The sequence below is a fragment of the Mycobacterium palustre genome, assembly GCF_002101785.1.
Lineage (GTDB): Bacteria > Actinomycetota > Actinomycetes > Mycobacteriales > Mycobacteriaceae > Mycobacterium > Mycobacterium palustre.
Map to the genome: position 1 here is coordinate 87,261 of NZ_LQPJ01000098.1, position 18,925 is coordinate 106,185.

Below are 18,925 nucleotides of genomic sequence, written 5' to 3' on the forward strand. Positions count from 1 at the left end.
GGATTAGGTGCATGATCAAAAACGGAACCCGCCTCGAAAGCCAGGTGTGTGACACCCAGGTCATCGTGGTCCGCAGCGCCGACAGCCTCGACGACCTGCGCTGCGGCGGCGCGCCGATGGTGCCGATCGGCGCCGAGCGGTCCGGCGAGCTCGACCCGGCGTTCGCCGAGGGCACGGTGATGGGGAAGCGCTATGTCGACGAGACGGGCGCCGAGGTGCTGGTGACCAAGCCCGGCGCCGGGAGCCTGAGCGTGGGCCAGACCCCGCTGCACCTCAAAGAGGTCAAGCCGCTGCCCGCCAGCGACTAGCGCGTCGCCGGTATCGCGGGCACTACTGGCCGATCTTGTTGCGAATGACGAATTCCCTGGCCTTGATCAGGAACTCGAGCTGCTCGCCCACCTTGCGGAGCGGGTCGACGCTGTGGGTCGAGCGGGCCAGCACGACGGCGCCTTCCAGGGCGGCGATCGACGTCACCGCAAGCGCGGCGGCATCGTCGTCGCCGAAGCCGTCGTTGCCGAACGCCCGGGTGAGCGCGGAGCACCAGCGGCCCAGGATGGCGCCGGCCTCCCCGGACAGGTTGGGGTCGCCGCAGTCCGAGCCGATGGCCGCCGCCACCACGGGGCAACCGCCGGCGAAGTCGCCCTCGGTCAGCACCCGCTCCCAGAACTCGACGAATTCGCGCAGCAGGGCGCGCGCCCCCCAGCCGGCCGCGTCGTCGATCATCGCGGTGATGGATTCGCCGGAGTACCGCAGCGCCTCGGTCAGGATCTGATTGCGCCCGTCGGGGAAGTGGTAGTAGACGGAGCCGCGGGGGGCGCCGCTGCGGGCCAGCACCTCGTCGATGGTGACGCCGGCCGCCCCGCGCTCGCGCATCACCTGCGCGGCGGCCATCAGCATCTTCTTGCGCGTATCGCAGCGCTTGGTCGGAGCGGCGTCCGCCCTGGCTGTGGTGGTCGTAGGCACTGTCGTACCTCCCGTGGCGAGCGTTATGCGGCGTGCGAATGCCGTGGTGCCGGCCAGTGCCTATTACGTGGGGTCAAGCGGAAGCGCCGGCGCCTGGAGTCGGGCATCTCGCGGGTGAACTGATAGCCGGCGACGTTGAGCTCGATGATCCACATGACTTTCTCCCGACCAATCGCTGCCTCATGCGCCGGGGCCGGCGGCCCATGATTATGTTGCGTACCATATACGACATCGGTCAAGTAAGCAACTTCTATTCCCTATGCAACGCTATGAACTCGTCAGACGGTGTGACGCAGGTCATTGACCGGGACGTTTAGGTCGACAGAGTTCGCTTCATATATGCCCTATTGCATAATCGCTGGGAATGCTGTTCGCCCACGCGGGGGAGTCGGTGGTACCCGACGACGGCCGGGACCGCTGGCGCCGCGAGGCCCGCTTGTTGGGCCGCTAGGCGTCGACGGTGTAACCCATCGGCATCAGCACGCTCTTTTGCTGCGTGAAGTGCTCGACGCCTTCGGGCCCGTTCTCGCGGCCGATGCCGGAGTTCTTGTAGCCGCCGAACGGGCAGCACGGGTCGAAGGCGTACCAGTTGATCGCGTACGTCCCGGTGCGGATCTTCTCCGCGATCTCGATGCCGTGCGGCACGTCGGCGGTCCACACGCTGCCGGCCAGCCCGTACGCCGAGTCGTTGGCGATCTTGATCGCGTCCTCCTCGCTGTCGTAGGGGATGATGCTGAGCACCGGGCCGAAAATCTCCTCCTGGGCGATCGTCATCTTGTTGTCGACGTCGGCGAACACGGTGGGCTGCACGAAGAACCCGCCGTCCAGGCCCTCGGGACGCCCGCCGCCGCAGACCAGCCGCGCGCCTTCCTCGATGCCCTTGGCGATGTAGCCCTCGACGCGGGCGCGCTGCTTCTCCGAGATCAGCGACCCGATCTGGGCGGCGGCGTCCGATGGCGTCCCCACCGGCAGCGCCTGCACGAAACCGGCGACGGCGTCGACGATTTCGTCGTAACGCGACCGCGGTGCCAGGATGCGGGTCTGCGCCACGCAGGCCTGCCCGGTGTTCATGATCCCGGAGAACACCAGCATCGGAATGGCGCTGGCCAGGTCCACGTCGTCGAGGACGATGGCCGCCGACTTGCCGCCGAGCTCTAGCGTGCAGGGCTTGAGCATCTCGGCGGCGCGCCGGCCGATTTCCTTGCCGACGGCGGAGCTGCCGGTGAAGGAGAACAGGTCGACCCCGGGATTGGAGGTCAGCGCCTGCCCGGTCTCGGCCCCGCCGGGCACCACCGACAGCACGCCCTCGGGCAGGCCGGCCTGGGCGAACACCTCGGCCAAAGCGTTCGCGCTCAAGGGTGTTTCGGCGGCCGGCTTGAGCACCACCGTGCACCCGGCCAGCAGCGCGGGGCCCAGCTTGTTGACGGCCAAGAACAGCGGCACGTTCCAGGCCACGATCGCGCCCACCACGCCGATCGGCTCGCGGTAGACGATGCTCTGCCCGTAACCGCCGTTGCGGATCTCCCGCCACTTGACCTGGTCGACCGCGGGGCCGGCGAAGAAGTTCAACGCGCCGAGCGTGCTCATCCAGTGCATCGTTTCGATGCCGGTCGGCGGCTGGCCGGTCTCGCCCGCGAGGATCGCGGTGAAGTGGTCCTTGCGCTCCTCCATCAGCTTGAGCGCGTTGGCGATGACCGCGGCGCGCTCCTTCGGCGGCGTCGTGGGCCAGGGGCCGTTGTCGAACGCCGCCCGGGCCGCGGCCACCGCGGCGTCCACGTCGGCCGCCGCCGCCAGCGGGGCCTTACCCACGTACTCGCCGGTGGCCGGACAGCGCACCTCGATCACGTCCGTGGTCGACGGCTCCGTCCACCTGCCGCCGATGAAAAGCTGGTCGTATTCGGTCTTCACGTCGGTCATCTGCGCCGCTCCTCCTCATTGCTCCGCGCTGCATCGTCGCCGGCGCGCATGGCGCCACCCTACCCAAGCGAAAGCAAAACGAGAACACGTTCATTATCGGGGTGCGAGCACCAGCACCAGATTGCTGACCAGGAACTCGCGCAGCACCGGCACCGAGGTCAGCCGCCAGGCCCATCGCGGGTGGTAGCGGGGAAATGCGGCGACGAGCGCCCCCGTGCCGGCCGCCCAGTCCAGGCCGTCGGCGGCCGACACGGCGAATAACGACGACCCGTAGTTGTTTTTGGCCGGATGGCCGTGTTTGCGGGCATAGCGGGCGGCGGCGCGGGCGCCGCCCAGGTAATGCGTCAGGCCCATTTCGTGACCCCCGAACGGGCCCAGCCACACGGTGTAGGACAGCACGACCAGCCCGCCCGGCTTGGTCACCCGCAACATCTCCGCGCCGAGCCGCCAGGGCGCCGGCACGTGCTCGGCGACGTTGGAGGACAGGGAGATGTCCACGCTGTCGTCGGCGAACGGCAGCGCCATGCCCGAGGCCCGGACGAACGCCGCGCCCGCTTTTCCGGCGCCCGCCACGGCCGGACCGGCCGCGTGCATCTCGGCCGGGTCCGGTTCGACACCGATGTAGCGCACGCCGGCGCCGGCGAACGCCGCCGCGAAATATCCCGGCCCGCCGCCGATGTCGAGCAGCGTGCGACGGGTCGGGGGCTCGCCGTGGATGCCCAGCCACAGGTCACCGATCATCGCCGCCGTGTCGGCGGCCAGGGCGCCGTAGAAGCGGCCCGGGTCGGACCGCTCGTGGCGAAACTCCGACAGCAGCCGCAGCGACCGGGATAGCGTCGCCCGCCGCGCGAAAACGTCAGTGACGGCCACCGGGCAACCCTACGGCGGCGGCCGCACCTACCGGTCGTGCCGCATCAGGTAGGGCGCCACGCCCAGCTTCTCGACGAGCGCCAGCCAATCCGCCCCCGATACCGCGAAGTCCGCGGTTCGTTGACCCGCTGGCGCACGTCGTCGGGCCAAAAGAACCGGCGGTCGAAGCCCCCTACCGTGTCGCGACACCCGATGCTCAGCGGCTGCATCCCAGGAATGCCTACGCCCAGCACCGGGGGGCTGGGAAACAGCGGGTCGGTCCCGGCGGCGGCGCGGGCGAGTCCGGCCCGAGCTGGTCACTTCGGTGACCGGCGAGGGTGGGAATTCGGCCGAAGCCTTCGGCCCCCACCCAGGCATCCACGTCGATCGGCAGGCCGTGTCGGGCGTCGGGCGCTTCCAGTCGTGTCCCATCTCGGCGACCGCTTGCGAGCCGCCCAGACGCGCGCGCGGCATGGGCCTGCGCGGCCAGGTACAGCCCGCCGAGGACGGCGCAAAAAGCGAAGATCCCGACGACCAGGAACAGGGAAGTCCTCGCGGCGTTTCGTTGCCACGCGGGTCCCGTCACGGCGGCCCGTTTCGAGCCCCAGAACGGGGGATCCGCCACAAACCGGCGCGAGGCGGCCGACTCATTTGGGTTCATGGAGAAACGATCGCGCTGCCGGGCAGGCCGCACCGGGCTTTTCGGTTTTGCTGGAACGCCGGTGCGGGGTACGTGTGGGCCGTGCCATTAGGCTGGCGACCGATGCCTACCGTCCGTTCCGTCCTGCTGCTGTGCTGGCGCGACACCGGCCACCCACAGGGCGGCGGCAGCGAAGCCTACCTGCAGCGCGTCGGCGCGCAGCTCGCCGCGTCCGGGGTTGCCGTCACGCTGCGCACCGCCCGCTACCCGGGCGCGCCGCGGCGCGAGGTGATCGACGGTGTCGACGTCAACCGCGCCGGCGGCCGGTACACGGTGTACGTCTGGGCGCTGCTGGCCATGGCGCTCGCCCGGCTTGGGCTGGGCCCGCTGCGGCGGGTGCGGCCCGACGTGGTCGTCGATACCCAGAACGGCCTGCCGTTTCTGGCGCGCCTGGTGTACGGGCGGCGCGTCGTGGTGTTGGTGCACCACTGCCACCGCGAGCAGTGGCCGGTGGCCGGGCCGGTGCTGGGGCGGATCGGCTGGTTCGTGGAGTCGACGGTGTCGCCGCGGGTGAACCGGCGCAGCCAGTACGTGACGGTGTCGATCCCGTCGGCCCGCGACCTGGTCGGGCTGGGCGTCGCAAACGGGCAGATCGCGGTCGTGCGCAACGGCCTCGACGAGGCGCCGGCCCAATCGTTGACCGGCCCGCGTTCGGCCGCACCGCGGGTCGTCGTGCTGTCCCGGCTGGTGCCGCACAAGCAGATCGAAGACGCGCTGGAAGCGGTCGCCGCGCTGCGCCCGCACATGCCGGGTGTGCACCTCGACATCGTCGGCGGCGGCTGGTGGCGCCAGCGGCTCGTCGACCACGCGCGCCGGCTGGGCATCGCCGACGCGGTCACGTTCCACGGCCATGTCGACGACGTCACCAAACACCATGTGCTGCAAAGCGCCTGGGTGCACGTGCTGCCCTCCCGCAAGGAGGGCTGGGGCCTCGCCGTCGTCGAGGCCGCGCAGCACAAGGTGCCCACCATCGGCTACCGCTCGTCGGGCGGGCTGTGCGACTCGATCGTCGACGGGGTGACCGGGATCCTGGTGGACGGCCGCGCCGAGCTTGTCGACAGCCTGGAACGGCTGCTCCGCGATCCGGTGCTGCGCGACCAGCTCGGCGCCAAGGCGCAGACGCGCAGCGGCGAATTTTCCTGGGCGCAAAGCGCCGAGGCGATGCGCGGTGTGCTGGAGGCGGTGCGGGCCGGCGAGTACGTCAGCGGGGTCGTCTAGGCCGGCGCGCCCGGCCCGCCGCCAGCCCCGCCGCGCCCACCAGCAGCAGCGCCAGCCACGCCAGGTGCGCGACCACCGCGGCGGCGCGGCGGCCCGATGACACCCCGGGGCTGTCGCCGCCGATCCGAAACAGCGCTAGCTCCCGGTCGTGGTACACCGGCCGCAGCGCGCCCAGGGTGCGCGCGGACGCCCCCATGTCACCGGCGGTGTCCGACTCGACCACCACCCACCCCACGCTGGCCGCTCCCAGCGCGGCGGGATCCGGCCCGGCCAGCAGCAGGTCCTGCACCGCCCGCGCGCGGTCGCCCTCCCCGGGGATCACGACCCCCGAGATGGCCAGGTCGCCGGTGGTCAGCACGTCGGCGCGCAGCCAGCGCGGCAGCGGGTCGAGCACCGGCGCGGGCCCCGACCAGAAGAACCGCCGCATCGTGCCGGCGGGCACCACCGCCACCGTCCGCGGATCCGCGTTGATCGCCGCCGCGACCGCGGCCCAGCCGGGCGGGTAGCGCACCGGCGCGACCCTGCCCCACACGCCCCACGCCAGGTCGGGCAGCGCCAGGATCAGCGCGAGGCAGCACACCCCGGCCGCGATCGCGGGCCGAAACCAGCGTCGCAGCGTCACCACCGCGCCCGCCCCCGCGAGCGCGTAACCCGGCAGCGCCAGCGCGACCCACTTCTGCCCGTCGCGCAGCACCCCGAAGGCGGGCGCGGCCTGCACCAACGCGCGCAGCGCGTGCAAACCCGGGCCGGTCGCCAGCGCGGCCGGCCCCAGCACCGCGACCGCCGCCAGCACCAGCAGCGGCACCGCCGGCCTGCGCCGCAGCACCGCCGGCAACCCGGCCGCCACCACCCCCAGCAGCACAACCGCCGACGACACCGCGAAAAGCGTTGTCCGCGAAGAGGGTACGGCCTCCCCGTTCCAGATGCCGCCGAGGCTTGCCAGGCTGCCCAGCGTGCCGAGGCCGGGTTCGGCGCGCGGCGCGAACGCGGTCACCCCCAGCGCGATCCCCGCCGCGTGCGCCCGCAGCGACGAGCCCAGCACCGATGCGACCAGCCACGGCAGCGCCGCGACCAGCGACACACCCAACGCGGCGGCGGCGCACACCCACCGCGGCCGGCCCCCCGCGGGGTCCTCGATGGGGGTGGCCGCGCCGACCAGTGCCACCGTCGCGGCCAGCAACAGGCCGGTCGGGGTCAGCCCGGCCAGCGCCACCCAGAACGCCACCGGGAACCACCCGGTTCCGCCCCCCGCCCGCAGCGACAGCATCGCCGCGGCCACCCAGGGCAGGCTTCCGTAGCCGACCAGCAGGCTCCAATGCCCCTGCAGGAGGCGTTCGGCCACATAGGGATTCCAGACCGCCAGGGTGACGGCGACGAACTCGCCCCCGGCACCTACCCCCGGCAGCGCCGTGCGGACCAGCCGGGCCGCGCCCCAGCCCGCGAGCCACAACCCGGCCACCAGCAGCGCCTTGACCGCGACGCCGCCGTCGACCAGGTGCGACGCCAGCGCCACGGCGAAATCCTGCGGTGTCGCCCGCGGCGCCGACGTCAGCCCCAGCGCGGCGTCGGAAAGGTACGACCGCGGCGTCGACACCGCGTCGCGCAACAACAGGTAGCCGGGGGCCGGCAGCGGCCCCGCCACCAGCAGCGCCAGCAACAGCGCGTACGCCGGCCGGGTCCAGCGCACTCGGGGAGCTAGGCCCGTTCGGGTGGGCCCGGGGGAGCTCCCGGGGGTTCCGGCGGCCCGGCCTCGGGGGCGGGCTTGGTCGGTTCCTCCGGGGCGGCGGTGGGCGGCTCCGGGCCCGGCGGGTCCTCGCCCAGCACCGGGCGCTGCGTCGGAAGCTTCTCGGTTTCGGCCTCGGCGCCGGGCACCGGTTCCTCCAGCCCGCTGCGGCCGAAGAACTCCTGGTCGCTGCGGTCCAGGCCGGGGTCGGTCAGCGCGCTCTCCGTCCGCAGGCTGAAGGAGGCCAGGACGCCGCCGCCGATCAGCGCGATCAGGCCGACGGCGGTGAAGGTGATGGGCAGCACGCGCGACCACAGCGCCAGCCGGTCGCGCTCATCGCGGGCGGCGTTGACCTGGGATTCGACGGTGTCCTCGGTGGAGGTGACCTTGTAGTCGGCCAGCGTCATCTCGGGCTTGAGCGGGTCGCGGGCAAAGTAGTGGTTGGCGTGCTCGGTCTGCTTGACGATGGTTCCCGACACCGGGTCCACCCAGAAGGTCCGCTGCGCCGCGTAGTAGCGGGTCATGGTGATCTGCTCGTTCGGATCGCCGCCCTGCACGCCCCACATCGCCGCGGACGTGGTCTGTTTGGCGTCCTCCTGGCCGGCCAGCAGCGACGGGTACACGACCGGGGCCACCAGCCTGCCGTCGGCGTTGTAGCCGACGTTCTGGGTGAAGCGATAGGTGGTCAAGCCGTTGACGTCCTCTTGGGTGTCGTAGTTGACGTCAAAAGGCTTCTGCGCGACCGGGTCGAAGTAGGGGTACGTCTTCTTCTCGGTGTGGAACGGGAACCGGTAGGCCAGCCCCTCGTGGCGCAGCGGGATCGCGGTGGGCGGGTTCTCGTCGTTGAACGCGCGCGGCTTCTGCACCGACCCGCCGGTGTGGGTGTCGTCGGAGACCGACATCGCCGTCTTGCGGTTCAGGGTGACGGTGTCGACGATCGCCAAAAGCAGCCCGCTGTCCTTCTGCTTGTCGGTGCGCCGCACCGAGGTGCCGACCTGCAGCGTGACGACGTCGGCGTTGGCGGGCGATTCGACGCTGACCTGCTGCTGCGACACCAGCGGCACGTTCTGGTTGACGACCAGGTGGTCGGTCGACAGCGACGCGGCATCCAGGGCGGTCCCGGACCCCTCGCTGACCAGCGTGGCGTCGAGGTTCAGCGGAATTTTGGTGATCCGGCTGCTGGTGTACGTCGACAGCAACAGCGCGGCGATCAGCAGGGCGGCTCCGAGCCCAATCACTGCGCACGCGGCGAAACGCAACATGACCGCTCGGTTCATTTGCGCCGCTCCTCCTCATCGCTTCGCTTTGCATCGTCGCCGGCGCGGTTCATTTGCGCCGCTCCTCCTCATCGCTTCGCTTTGCATCGCCGGCGCGGTTCATGAGCGCCGCCCGCGTCGGGCGCGACCCCCTCCGATTTGACCAAGCGGCGAGGCAAACCCGTTCGACCCTAACAGCAGAATTTAAGGCCCCGGCTTAGCAGCCCGCGCAACCCGAAGCGCGGCGCGCACCGGCGAGGGCACACTGTTGGGCGTGACCGAGGGCCAGCGGGTGGGGGGAACGCGCAGCTTCCTGCCCGCCGTGGAGGGCATGCGCGCCTGCGCCGCCATGGGCGTGGTCGTCACGCACGTCGCCTTCCAGACCGGGCACTCCAGCGGCACCACCGGCCGGTTGTTCGGCCGCTTCGATCTGGCCGTCGCGGTGTTCTTCGCGTTGTCGGGGTTCCTGTTGTGGCGGGGGCACGCCGCGGCGGCGCGCGAGCTGACCCCGCGGCCCCGCACTGGTCACTATTTGCGGTCCCGGGCGGTCCGCATCATGCCGGCCTATTTGGTTGCGGTCGTCGTGATCCTGACCCTGCTGCCGGACGCCGACCACGCCAGCCCGACGGTGTGGCTTGCCAACCTGACCCTCACCCAGATCTATGTCCCGCTCACCCTGACCGGCGGCCTGACCCAGATGTGGAGCCTGTCGGTCGAGGTCAGCTTCTATCTGGCGCTGCCGGTCCTGGCATTGCTGGCGCGCCGGCTGCCGGTCGCGGCGCGGGTGCCGGCGATCGCCGCGCTCGCCGCGCTCAGCTGGAGCTGGGGCTGGGCGCCTCTTTTGTTGGGGCATTTCGGCCCCGGCGTCAACCCACTGAACTGGCCGCCGGCGTTTTTCTCCTGGTTTGCCGCCGGGATGCTGCTGGCGGAGTGGGCCTACCGCCCGATCGGGTTGGCGCACCGGTTGGCGCGCCGCCGGGTGCCGATGGCCGCCGTCGCGGTGCTGGCGTACCTGGTTGCGGCGTCGCCGCTGGCCGGTCCGGAGGGCCTGGTTCCCGGGACGGCCGCCCAGTTCGCGGTCAAGACGGCGGCGGGCGCCGTGGTGGCGTTCGCGCTGGTGGCGCCGCTGGTGCTGGACCGGCCCGACACGCCACACCGGCTGCTGGGCAGCACCGCCATGGTGACTTTGGGGCGCTGGTCCTACGGCCTGTTCATCTGGCATCTGGCCGCGCTGGCGATGGTGTTTCCGGTGCTGGGGACGTTCCCGTTCACCGGGCGGATGCCGGCGGTGCTGGCGTTGACGCTGGTCTTCGGCTGGGCGATCGCGGCGGTCAGCTACGGCCTGGTGGAGTCGCCGTGCCGGGAGGCGCTGCGCCGTTGGGAGAACCGCGCCAAGGCCCGCGAGGCCGCCCCAGCCACCCAACCCGTGGACGCCGAGGCGGACGCGATCGCCCCCTGACGTCGCGCGCGGGGCGCCATCCGTGCCGCCGGCCTCGCCCGTGGCGTTTAGGCGGTACCGCAGGTATCAAAACGCCGATTCCGGGTAATTCCCCGTGTGATCGAGCCAGGGAGGCCTTCCAATGACCGACCACATCACCGCTGCGCAGTCGCTCTCGGATGCGCCGCACCAGGAGCTGCGCCGGGGGGAGCGCCCGCGTGTCCCCGGCGACGACCCGTTCTACGAGCCGCCGCCGGGCTACGAAGAGTCCACGCCCGGCACCGTCCTGCGCTCGCGCAACGTGGAGCTGGGGTTCCTCGGGGTCCTGCCGCAAAGCTTCACGGCCACGCAGCTGCTGTACCGCAGCACGAACCTGCACGGCGACGCCGAGGTGGCGGTGACGACCGTGCTGGTGCCCGAGCGGCCTGCCGCGCAGGCCCGATGCCCGGTGCTGTCGTATCAGTGCGCCATCGACGCGGTGGCCTCCCGGTGCTTCCCCTCCTACGCGATGCGGCGGGGGGCCGGAGTCGTCGGCGCGTTCACGCAGGCGGAGTTCCTCCTGGTGGCGGCGGCGCTGGCCGAAGGGTGGGCGGTCTCGGTGCCCGACCACGAGGGCTGCCACGGCATGTGGGGGGCCCCGCGCGAGCCGGGCTACCGCATCCTCGACGGGCTGCGCGCCGCCGTGAATTGCACCCGGCTGGGGTTGTCGCCGTCGGCCCCGATGGGTTTGTGGGGTTATTCGGGCGGCGGTTTGGCTTCCGCCTGGGCGGCCGAGCTCTGCTCGGAGTACGCGCCCGAGCTCGACATCGCCGGCGCGGTGCTGGGCTCGCCCGTCGGCGACCCCGGGAGCGTCGCCCGCCGCCTCAACCGCTCGTTCTTCTCCGGGCTGGCCGCGCTGATGATCTCGGCGCTCAACGACGTGTTCCCCGAGGCGCGACGGGTGGTCGACGAGCACGCCACCGAGGAGGGCGCGGCGCTGCTGGACGAACTGCGCACGATGACGACGGCGCGGGCGGTGTGGCGGCTGCGTCATACCGACATCGGCTCGTACGTCGACGTGTCCACCGACGAGCTGTGGGAACTGCCCGACGTGCGCCACATCTTCGCCGAGACCAAGCTCGGCAAGACCCCACCCAAGCCGCCCGTGCTGGTGGTGCAAGCCGTGCACGACCGGATCATCGGCGTCACCGACATCGACCGGCTCGTCGAGACCTACGCGGCCAACGGGGTAGCCGTCACCTACCACCGCGACCGGTTCTGCGGTCATTTGCTGCTGCACCCGCTGTCGGCGCCGATGACCCTGCGGTGGCTGAACGACCGGTTCACCGGACGCCCGCTCGACAAAAACAAGACGCGCACGGTCTGGCCGACGCTGTTCAACCCGTCGACCTACCTGGGCATGCTGAGGCTGGGCGCCATCACCGCAAAGGTCATTTTGGGGCGTCCGGTCGGACGTCGCCCGTTGTCGAAAACCGACGACGCGCGATGACCTCGTCGCGCACCGCGGACCGGCGCGCCTTTCCGGCGTCGTCCCGCAGCGGGGCGTCGACGAACTCGATGAAGTCCGCGCCGGGCGGCACCTTGTACGACGAGATCCGTTCGGACAGAAAGTGTTTCACGCCGTCGGCGTCCAACGCGGATCCGTCGGCGGTGTGCACCAGGGCGTAGGGCACCTGACCCAGGTCGGCGTGCGGAACGCCGACCACGAGGCACGACAACACGTCCGGGTGCGCCGAGAGCGCGTTCTCGATCTCGGCGGGGTAGACGTTGCGGCCGCCCACGGTGAACATGTCGACGCGGCGGTCCGACAGGTACAAGAACCCGTCGGAGTCGAAGTAGCCGAGGTCGCCCAGCGAGTCCCAGCCGTCGCGCGACTTGGCCTCCACCCCGACGTAGCGGTAGGTCGGCGCGCTGCCCGGGCTCGGTCGCATGTAGATCTCGCCGACCACCCCGGGCGGGCAGGGGTTCCCGTCGTCGTCGAGCACCCTCATCTCCCCGGCGACCACGACGCCGACCGAGCCGGGGTGGGTCAGCCACTGGTCGCCGGAGATGAAGGTCAGCGCCTGTAATTCGGTGCCGCCGTAGAGCTCCCACACCTTTTCGGGACCGAGAAGCTCGATCCACGCCTCCTTGACGGCCGGCGGGCACGGCGCGCCCATGTGCCAGAATCGCCGCAGCGAGGACAGATCGTAGGACCCCGGTGACGCGTAATACACCGGCAGCGCCCGCTGCATGATCGTCGGGACGGTCGTCAGGAACGTGACGCGGTGCTCGGCGATCAGCGAAAGGAACCGGTGCGGGTCGAACCGGCTCATCAGGACCAGGTGATGGCGCATCACCAATGCGATCGTGGCGGTGGTGAACCCGGTGTTGTGGGACAGGGGGATCGGCACCAGGGTGGTGTCGCCTTCTTGCGCGCCGAGGGGATAGCCGATGGCCGCCGGTATCCGGCTGTCGCCGCCCGATTCGATCAGCTTGGGGCGGCCGGTGCTGCCGCCCGAGCCCATCGCCTTCCACACCGGCGACACCGCCTCGGGCAAGGCGGCGTCCGACAGCGCGGGGTCGGGCGTGAAACCCGCTGGCACGCTTGGCATTTCGGAACTGTCGCGGCCGACCAGCAACGCGGGCGGACGCAACGCGAGCAGGCCGGCTAGCTCGGCGTCCGGCAACCGCGCCGACAGCGGCTGGGGCACCGCGCCCAGCTTCCAGCACGCCACCGTCGCCTGGATCCACCCGATGGAGTTGGGCAGCAGGATGGTCACGTAGTCACCGACGCCGACGCCCCGCTCGGCGTAGGCGCGGGCCAGCCGGTTGGTCGACCGGTCGAGTTCGGCGCGGGTGATGGTCCGCCCGTCGCAGGTGACCGCGGGCTCGTCGGGGGCGAGCGCGGCCAGCGCCGAAATCTGCGAACCGATCGGCGGGACCGGCTCACTCATAGGCGCCCTGACGCTCGAAGATGCGGCGCGGGTTGTCGACCAGCATGGTGCGCAGCTGCTCGTCGGTGACGCCGCGCTCCTTGAGCGCGGGGATCACGTCGTTGTGGATGTGCAGGTAGTGCCAGTTGGGTGCGGCCACCGCGAGCAGGTCCTCGGGCAGCGCGTCGAAGTAGCAGTTGGCGTCGTGCGAGAGCACCATCTTGTCGGCGTGGCCGCGCTCGCACATCTGCGCCACGGTGTTCACCCGGTCCTCGAACGGCAGATACACGTCGATGCCGAAGCGGTCCATCCCGATGTAGGAGCCGTTGGCGATCAGCTCCTCGAGGTAGTCCAGATCGGTGGTGTCGCCGGAGTGGCCGATCACCACCCGGCTGAGGTCGACGCCCTCCTCGGCGAAGATGCGCTGCTGCTCGAGCCCGCGCCGCGTCCCGGCGTGGGTGTGGGTGGAGATCGGCACCCCGGTGCGCCGGTGCGCCTGGGCGACGGCGCGCAGCACCCGCTCCACCCCCGGCGTCACACCGGGCTCGTCGGTGGCGCACTTGAGGATGCCGGCCTTGATGCCGGTGTCGGCAATGCCCTCCTCGATGTCGCGGACGAACATGTCGGTCATGATCTCCGGGCCGTCCATCGGGGTTCCCGGGCCCAGGTAGTGGAAGCGGAACGGGACGTCGTTGTACGTGTAAAGCCCGGTCGCCACAACGATATTCAGCTCCGTCGCGGCCGCGACGCGCGCGATCCGCGGGATGTAGCGGCCCAGCCCGATCACGGTGAGGTCGACGATCGTGTCCACCCCGCGGGCCTTCAGCTCGTTGAGCCGGTCGATGGCGTCGGACACCCGCCGGTCCTCGTCGCCCCAGGCCTCCGGATAGTTCAGGGCGACCTCGGTGGTCATGATGAACACGTGCTCGTGCATGAGCGTCACGCCGAGGTCGGCGGTATCGACGGGGCCGCGGGCGGTATTGAGTTCTGACACGGCACTGACTCTAGGTCGGATGAGCGGTTCACCGACAGGGCCGTTCGGGAGTACGTTGCCCCCATGCTGCTCAACCCCAACCACTTGCAACGCCGCTACCCGGACCGCCGCTCGGGGGAGATCATGGCCGCGACGGTCGACTTCTTCGAGTCGCGGGGCAAGGCGCGGCTGAAGGCCGACGACCACGACCGCGTTTGGTACTCCGACTTTTTGGACCACATCGGCCGCGAGCGCATCTTCGCCTCGCTGCTGACGCCGTCGGCGTACGGTGCGGACGACTGCCGCTGGGACACCTACCGGATCAGCGAGTTCGCCGAGATCGTGGGCTTCTACGGGCTGAGCTACTGGTACCCGTTCCAGGTCACCGCCCTGGGCCTGGGCCCGATCTGGATGAGCGCCAACACCGAGGCCAAGCGCAAGGCCGCCGCCCAGCTCGAGGCCGGCGAGGTGTTCGCCTTCGGGCTGTCCGAGCAGACCCACGGCGCCGACGTGTACCAGACCGACATGGTCCTCACGCCTTGCGACGGGGGCTGGGTCGCCAACGGCGAGAAGTACTACATCGGCAACGCCAACGTCGCGCGGATGGTCTCGACGTTCGGCAAGATCGCCGGAACCGACGATTATGTCTTCTTCGCCGCCGACTCCCGGCACCGGCGCTACGAGCTGATCAAGAACGTCGTGAACTCGCAGAACTTCGTGGCCAACTACGCGCTGCGCGACTACCCGGTGACCGAGGCCGACCTGTTGCACCGGGGCCCGGACGCCTTCCACGCCGCGCTCAACACCGTCAACGTCTGCAAGTACAACCTGGGCTGGGGCGCCGTCGGGATGTGCACCCACGCCATGTACGAGGCGGTCACCCACGCCTCCAACCGCATTCTGTACGGGACCGTCGTCACCGACTTTTCCCACGTGCGGCGGCTGCTCGTCGACGCCTACGTGCGCCTGGCCGCCATGAAGCTGGTCGCCACCCGCGCCTGCGACTACATGCGCAGCGCCTCGCAATCCGACCGCCGCTACCTGCTCTACAGCCCGCTCACCAAGGCGAAGATCACCAGCGAGGGCGAGCGGGTCATCACCGCGCTGTGGGACGTCATCGCCGCCAAGGGCGTCGAGAAGGACACCATCTTCGAGGCGATGACCCGCGAGATCGGGCTGTTGCCGCGCTTGGAGGGCACCGTGCACATCAACGTCGGGCTGCTCGCCAAGTTCATGCCCAATTTCCTGTTCGCCCCCAGCAGCGAGCTGCCGGCGATCGGCCGCCGCGACGACGCGGCCGACGACACCTTCCTGTTCGCCCAGGGGCCGACGGGGGGCCTGGGCAAGGTCCGCTTCCACGACTGGCGCGCGCCGTTCGAGGCCTTCGCGCACCTGCCCAACGTCGCCCTGCTGCGCCAGCAGATCGAGGTGCTCGCCGAAATGCTCGCCAGCGCCGCCCCCGACGCGGCGCAGCAGAAAGACCTCGACTTCGCCTTCGCCGTCGGCCAGCTGTTCGCGACGGTGCCCTACGCGCAGCTGATCCTCGAGGAAGCCGGCCTGTCCGCGCCGGAGCAGGCCGCGGACGGCGCGCTGCTCGACGAGATCTTCGCCGTGCTCGTCAAAGACTTCAACGCCTACGCGGTCGATCTCGCCGACAAGCCCGCGACGACCGACGCCCAGGCCCGATTCGCGCTGCGGATGATCCGCCGGCCGGTGCACGACTCGGCGCGCTACGACCAGGTCTGGAAGGAACACCTGCAGCCGCTCAACGGCGCGTACCAGATGCGACCCTGACGGGGCGTTCGACTTTTGCGGCCGGGCGCACACCGGCCCTTGACTGTGAGCTAGCTCACCGTAGAATGACCAGTGGTCATCGACGACTAGGAGGCCTCAATGCCGACGGTGACTTGGGCGCGCGTCGATCCGGCGCGCCGCGCGGCCGTGATCGAGGCGGCCGAAGCCGAGTTCGGCGCGCACGGGTTCTCCCGCGGCAGCCTGAACGTCATCGCCCGCCGGGCCGGGGTCGCCAAGGGCAGCCTGTTCCAGTACTTCGCCGACAAGCGGGACCTCTACGCGTTCATCGCCGACATCGCCAGCCAGCGGGTGCGCGCCTACATGGAGGACCTGATCCGCGGGCTCGACCCGGGCCGGCCCTTCTTCGAATTCCTCACCGAGCTGCTCGACGGCTGGGTCGCCTACTACGCCGAGCATCCCCACGAGCGGGCGCTGCACGCGGCGGCGACGCTGGAGGTCGACACCGAGGCCCGCGTCAGCGTGCGCAACGTCATCCACCGTCACTACCTGGAGGTGCTGCGGCCGCTGGTGCACGCCGCCCAGGCCCGCGGCGACCTGCGCCCCGACGCCGACACCGACGTCCTGCTGTCGCTGCTGCTGCTGATCTTCCCGCACCTCGCGCTCGCCCCCTACATGCGCGGCCTGGACCCCGTCCTCGGCCTCGACGAGCCCTCCCCCGAGCAGCCGGCGCTGGCCGTGCGCCGCCTCGTCGCCGCCCTGGCCGCCGCCTTCTCGGCGGACTCCGCGGTGCACTCAGCCCCCAAAAGATCCGAGGAGGTCACATGACACGCACACGTTCGGGCTCGATGGTCTCGGGCGGCCTCAACTGGGACAGCCTGCCGCTGCGGCTGTTCGCCGGCGGGAACGCCAAGTTCTGGGATCCGGCCGACATCGACTTCTCCCGTGACCGCGCCGACTGGGAAACGTTGACCGACGACGAACGCAGCTACGCCACCCGGCTGTGCGCGGAGTTCATCGCCGGCGAGGAGGCGGTCACCGAAGACATCCAGCCGTTCATGTCGGCGATGCGGGTCGAGGGCCGGCTGGGCGACGAGATGTATTTGACGCAGTTCGCGTTCGAGGAAGCCAAGCACGTCCAGGTGTTCCGGATGTGGCTCGACGCCGTCGGCGTCACCGACGACCTGCACGCCTACCTCGACGACATCCCCACCTACCGCACCATCTTCTACGAGGAGCTGCCCGACTGCCTGAACGCGCTGTCGGTCGACCCGTCCCCGGCCGCCCAGGTCCGGGCGTCGGTGACCTACAACCACATGGTCGAAGGCATGCTCGCGCTGACCGGGTATTTCGGCTGGCACAAGATCTGCGTGGAGCGCAACATCCTGCCCGGCATGCAGGAGCTGGTGCGGCGCATCGGCGACGACGAGCGGCGCCACATGGCGTGGGGCACCTTCACCTGCCGGCGCCACGTCGCCGCCGACGACGCCAACTGGGCGGTGTTCGAGACACGCATGAACGAGCTGATGCCGCTGGGGCTGCGCCTCATCGAGGAGGGCTTCGCGCTCTACGATCCGATGCCGTTCGGGCTGTCGCAGGACGAGTTCATGCAGTACGCCACCGACAAGGGGATGCGGCGCTTCGGCACCATCGCCAGCGCCCGCGGGCGTCCGGTCGGCGAGATCGACCTCGACTACTCGCCGCTGCAGCTCGAGGACACCTTCGCCGACGAGGATCAGAAGGTGCTGGCCGGCGCCCACTGAGGGCGCCGGCTGTCACTCGACCTTCTTGCCGCCGCCGGAAGCGCCCGACTCGGCCGACCCCACCCAGACGGTCTTGGCGTTGACGAACTCGCGGATGCCCAGGCCCGCGAGCTCGCGCCCGTAGCCGGACCGCTTGATGCCGCCGAACGGCAGCTCGGGGTAGGACACGGTCATCCCGTTGATGAAGACCTGGCCGGCCTCGATGTCGTCGATGAAGCGCCGCTGCTCGGCCTCGTCGCGGGTCCACGCGTTGGAGCCCAGGCCGAAGGTGGTGGCGTTGGCGATCTCGATGGCCTCGTCGATGTCGGCCGCGCGGTACACCGAGGCCACCGGGCCGAACACCTCTTCGGTGTAGAGCGCCATGTCCTTGGTGATGTCGGTGACCACCGTCGGCGGGTAGAACCAGCCCGGCCGGTCCAGCGGCTTGCCGCCGCAGCGGATCGTGGCGCCGGCCGCGGCCGCGTCGTCGACCTGCTTGGCGACCTCGTCGCGTCCCGACTCGGTGGCCAGCGGACCGACGTCGGTCTCAGGGTCGGTCGGGTCGCCCACCCGCAACGCCTGCATCCGCTCGACGAACTTGTCGACGAACTCGTCGTAGATGTCGGCGTGGGCGATGAAACGTTTGGCGGCGATGCAGGACTGGCCGTTGTTCTGCACCCGCGCGGTGACCGCGGTCTTGACCGCCTCGTCGATGTCGGCCGAGGGCATCACGATGAACGGGTCGCTGCCGCCGAGCTCGAGCACCGAGGGCTTGATCTCCTCGCCGGCGATCGCCCCGACCGACTGGCCGGCCGGCTCGCTGCCGGTGAGGGTGGCCGCCGCCACCCGGGGGTCGCGCAGGATCTTCTCCACGGCGCTGGAGGGCACCAGCAGCGTCTGGAAGCACCCCTCCGGGAAGCCGCCGCGCGCGATGACGTCGGCCAAATACAGGGCGGTCTGCGGCACGTTCGACGCGTGCTTGAGGATCCCGACGTTGCCGGCCATCAGCGCCGGCGCGGCGAACCGGACCGCCTGCCACAGCGGGAAGTTCCACGGCATGACGGCCAGCACCACGCCCAGCGGCTGGTAGCGCGTGTAGGCCTGTTTGGCGCCGACCTTGCCGGCGTCGGCCGGCTCGTCGGCCAGCAGCTGCTCGGCGTTCGCGGCGTAGTAGCGAAAACCCTTGGCGCACTTGATCACCTCGGCCTTGGCGGAGGCCAGCGTCTTGCCCATTTCCAGGGTCATCATGGCGGCGGTGTCGTCGGCCTCGGCCTCGAGCAGGTCGGCGGTGGCGTTCGCCCACTGCGCGCGCTGGGCGAAGGTGGTGGAGCGCCGGTAGTCGCCGAAGCGCTGGTAGGCGCGGGCGATGGCCGCCTCGATTTCGTCGTCGGTTGCCGGGGTGAAGGTCTGGACTGTTTCTCCCGTGGCCGGGTTGATCGTGGCGATGGGCACGCTGGCATCCTTCGTCTGGTGGGTGGG

At 70.6% G+C, this 18,925-nt stretch carries 15 protein-coding genes; 7 read left to right on the plus strand and 8 right to left on the minus strand.

All coding sequences use genetic code 11. The features are described 5' to 3' along the window. Positions 1–11 precede the first annotated feature (11 nt). Positions 12–308, plus strand: coding sequence for a hypothetical protein (locus AWC19_RS11940; RefSeq protein WP_085078257.1), 297 nt, complete (start codon positions 12–14; stop codon positions 306–308). A 22-nt stretch (positions 309–330) separates the two neighbouring features. Here AWC19_RS11940 and AWC19_RS11945 read toward each other — a convergent pair whose 3' ends face one another. The 3 genes from AWC19_RS11945 to AWC19_RS11955 form a co-directional block, all read right to left on the minus strand. Next, entirely contained in the window at positions 331–897 is a 567-nt protein-coding gene (locus AWC19_RS11945; protein WP_085078256.1) for a TetR/AcrR family transcriptional regulator, read from the minus strand. A gap of 513 nt (positions 898–1,410) precedes the next feature. Next, positions 1,411–2,880, minus strand: coding sequence for an aldehyde dehydrogenase (locus AWC19_RS11950; RefSeq protein ID WP_085078255.1), 1,470 nt, complete (start codon positions 2,878–2,880; stop codon positions 1,411–1,413). Positions 2,881–2,973: 93 nt separating this feature from the next. Beyond that, positions 2,974–3,750, minus strand: a complete 777-nt coding sequence (locus tag AWC19_RS11955) for a class I SAM-dependent methyltransferase (RefSeq protein ID WP_085078254.1) — start codon at positions 3,748–3,750, stop codon at positions 2,974–2,976. Positions 3,751–4,492: 742 nt separating this feature from the next. Here AWC19_RS11955 and AWC19_RS11960 point away from each other — a divergent pair. Then, positions 4,493–5,647, plus strand: coding sequence for a glycosyltransferase family 4 protein (locus AWC19_RS11960; RefSeq protein WP_085078253.1), 1,155 nt, complete (start codon positions 4,493–4,495; stop codon positions 5,645–5,647). Here the strand turns inward: AWC19_RS11960 and AWC19_RS11965 are convergent. Together AWC19_RS11965 and pgfA are read right to left on the minus strand one after the other, a co-directional pair. Next, positions 5,631–7,334: an MmpA family trehalose lipid delivery protein gene (locus AWC19_RS11965; RefSeq protein WP_085078252.1), complete on the minus strand. Its 1,704-nt coding sequence runs from the start codon at positions 7,332–7,334 to the stop codon at positions 5,631–5,633. The genes AWC19_RS11960 and AWC19_RS11965 overlap by 17 nt on opposite strands. A gap of 8 nt (positions 7,335–7,342) precedes the next feature. After that, positions 7,343–8,647: a cell envelope lipid trafficking protein PgfA gene (pgfA, locus tag AWC19_RS11970; protein ID WP_085078288.1), complete on the minus strand. Its 1,305-nt coding sequence runs from the start codon at positions 8,645–8,647 to the stop codon at positions 7,343–7,345. A gap of 310 nt (positions 8,648–8,957) precedes the next feature. Here pgfA and AWC19_RS11975 point away from each other — a divergent pair, with 310 nt between their 5' ends. Both AWC19_RS11975 and AWC19_RS11980 read left to right on the plus strand, forming a co-directional pair. After that, on the plus strand, positions 8,958–10,085 hold the full coding sequence (locus AWC19_RS11975) for an acyltransferase family protein (RefSeq protein WP_372508615.1): 1,128 nt from the start codon (positions 8,958–8,960) through the stop codon (positions 10,083–10,085). Positions 10,086–10,206: 121 nt separating this feature from the next. Further along, positions 10,207–11,553: a lipase family protein gene (locus tag AWC19_RS11980; protein ID WP_085078290.1), complete on the plus strand. Its 1,347-nt coding sequence runs from the start codon at positions 10,207–10,209 to the stop codon at positions 11,551–11,553. Here AWC19_RS11980 and AWC19_RS11985 read toward each other — a convergent pair. Both AWC19_RS11985 and AWC19_RS11990 read right to left on the minus strand, forming a co-directional pair. Then, the gene (locus AWC19_RS11985) at positions 11,495–13,000 is read right to left on the minus strand and encodes an AMP-binding protein (RefSeq protein WP_085078291.1); all 1,506 of its coding nucleotides are present in this window, start codon (positions 12,998–13,000) and stop codon (positions 11,495–11,497) included. The genes AWC19_RS11980 and AWC19_RS11985 overlap by 59 nt on opposite strands. Continuing rightward, the gene (locus tag AWC19_RS11990; RefSeq protein WP_085078292.1) at positions 12,993–13,973 is read right to left on the minus strand and encodes a phosphotriesterase family protein; all 981 of its coding nucleotides are present in this window, start codon (positions 13,971–13,973) and stop codon (positions 12,993–12,995) included. Before AWC19_RS11990 ends, AWC19_RS11985 begins: the two co-directional genes overlap by 8 nt. 63 nt (positions 13,974–14,036) lie before the next feature. Here AWC19_RS11990 and AWC19_RS11995 point away from each other — a divergent pair, with 63 nt between their 5' ends. The 3 genes from AWC19_RS11995 (at position 14,037) to AWC19_RS12005 (ending at position 17,467) form a co-directional block, all read left to right on the plus strand. Further along, entirely contained in the window at positions 14,037–15,746 is a 1,710-nt protein-coding gene (locus AWC19_RS11995) for an acyl-CoA dehydrogenase family protein (protein WP_085078293.1), read from the plus strand. A 99-nt stretch (positions 15,747–15,845) separates the two neighbouring features. Then, entirely contained in the window at positions 15,846–16,532 is a 687-nt protein-coding gene (locus tag AWC19_RS12000) for a TetR/AcrR family transcriptional regulator (RefSeq protein ID WP_085078294.1), read from the plus strand. Continuing rightward, positions 16,529–17,467 carry a R2-like ligand-binding oxidase gene (locus AWC19_RS12005; RefSeq protein ID WP_085078295.1) on the plus strand — a complete coding sequence of 313 codons (939 nt, stop codon included), beginning with the start codon at positions 16,529–16,531 and terminating at the stop codon, positions 17,465–17,467. The genes AWC19_RS12000 and AWC19_RS12005 overlap by 4 nt, the downstream gene beginning before the upstream one ends. Before the next feature lie 12 nt (positions 17,468–17,479). On the opposite strand, the gene AWC19_RS12010 is transcribed toward AWC19_RS12005, so the two are convergent. Further along, complete coding sequence (locus tag AWC19_RS12010; RefSeq protein ID WP_085078296.1) at positions 17,480–18,898, minus strand: NADP-dependent succinic semialdehyde dehydrogenase; 1,419 nt, start codon at positions 18,896–18,898, stop codon at positions 17,480–17,482. Positions 18,899–18,925 lie beyond the last annotated feature (27 nt).

What these genes read in the sequence shown, in the direction of transcription:
- AWC19_RS11940 (WP_085078257.1), top strand. Translation starts at nt 12, where the DNA reads ATGATCAAAAACGGAACCCGCCTCGAAAGCCAGGTGTGTGACACCCAG.
- AWC19_RS11945 (WP_085078256.1), bottom strand. Translation starts at nt 897, where the DNA reads ATGCTGATGGCCGCCGCGCAGGTGATGCGCGAGCGCGGGGCGGCCGGC.
- AWC19_RS11950 (WP_085078255.1), bottom strand. Translation starts at nt 2,880, where the DNA reads ATGACCGACGTGAAGACCGAATACGACCAGCTTTTCATCGGCGGCAGG.
- AWC19_RS11960 (WP_085078253.1), top strand. Translation starts at nt 4,493, where the DNA reads ATGCCTACCGTCCGTTCCGTCCTGCTGCTGTGCTGGCGCGACACCGGC.
- pgfA (WP_085078288.1), bottom strand. Translation starts at nt 8,647, where the DNA reads ATGAACCGAGCGGTCATGTTGCGTTTCGCCGCGTGCGCAGTGATTGGG.
- AWC19_RS11975 (WP_372508615.1), top strand. Translation starts at nt 8,958, where the DNA reads ATGCGCGCCTGCGCCGCCATGGGCGTGGTCGTCACGCACGTCGCCTTC.
- AWC19_RS11980 (WP_085078290.1), top strand. Translation starts at nt 10,207, where the DNA reads ATGACCGACCACATCACCGCTGCGCAGTCGCTCTCGGATGCGCCGCAC.
- AWC19_RS11985 (WP_085078291.1), bottom strand. Translation starts at nt 13,000, where the DNA reads ATGAGTGAGCCGGTCCCGCCGATCGGTTCGCAGATTTCGGCGCTGGCC.
- AWC19_RS11995 (WP_085078293.1), top strand. Translation starts at nt 14,037, where the DNA reads ATGCTGCTCAACCCCAACCACTTGCAACGCCGCTACCCGGACCGCCGC.
- AWC19_RS12000 (WP_085078294.1), top strand. Translation starts at nt 15,846, where the DNA reads ATGCCGACGGTGACTTGGGCGCGCGTCGATCCGGCGCGCCGCGCGGCC.
- AWC19_RS12005 (WP_085078295.1), top strand. Translation starts at nt 16,529, where the DNA reads ATGACACGCACACGTTCGGGCTCGATGGTCTCGGGCGGCCTCAACTGG.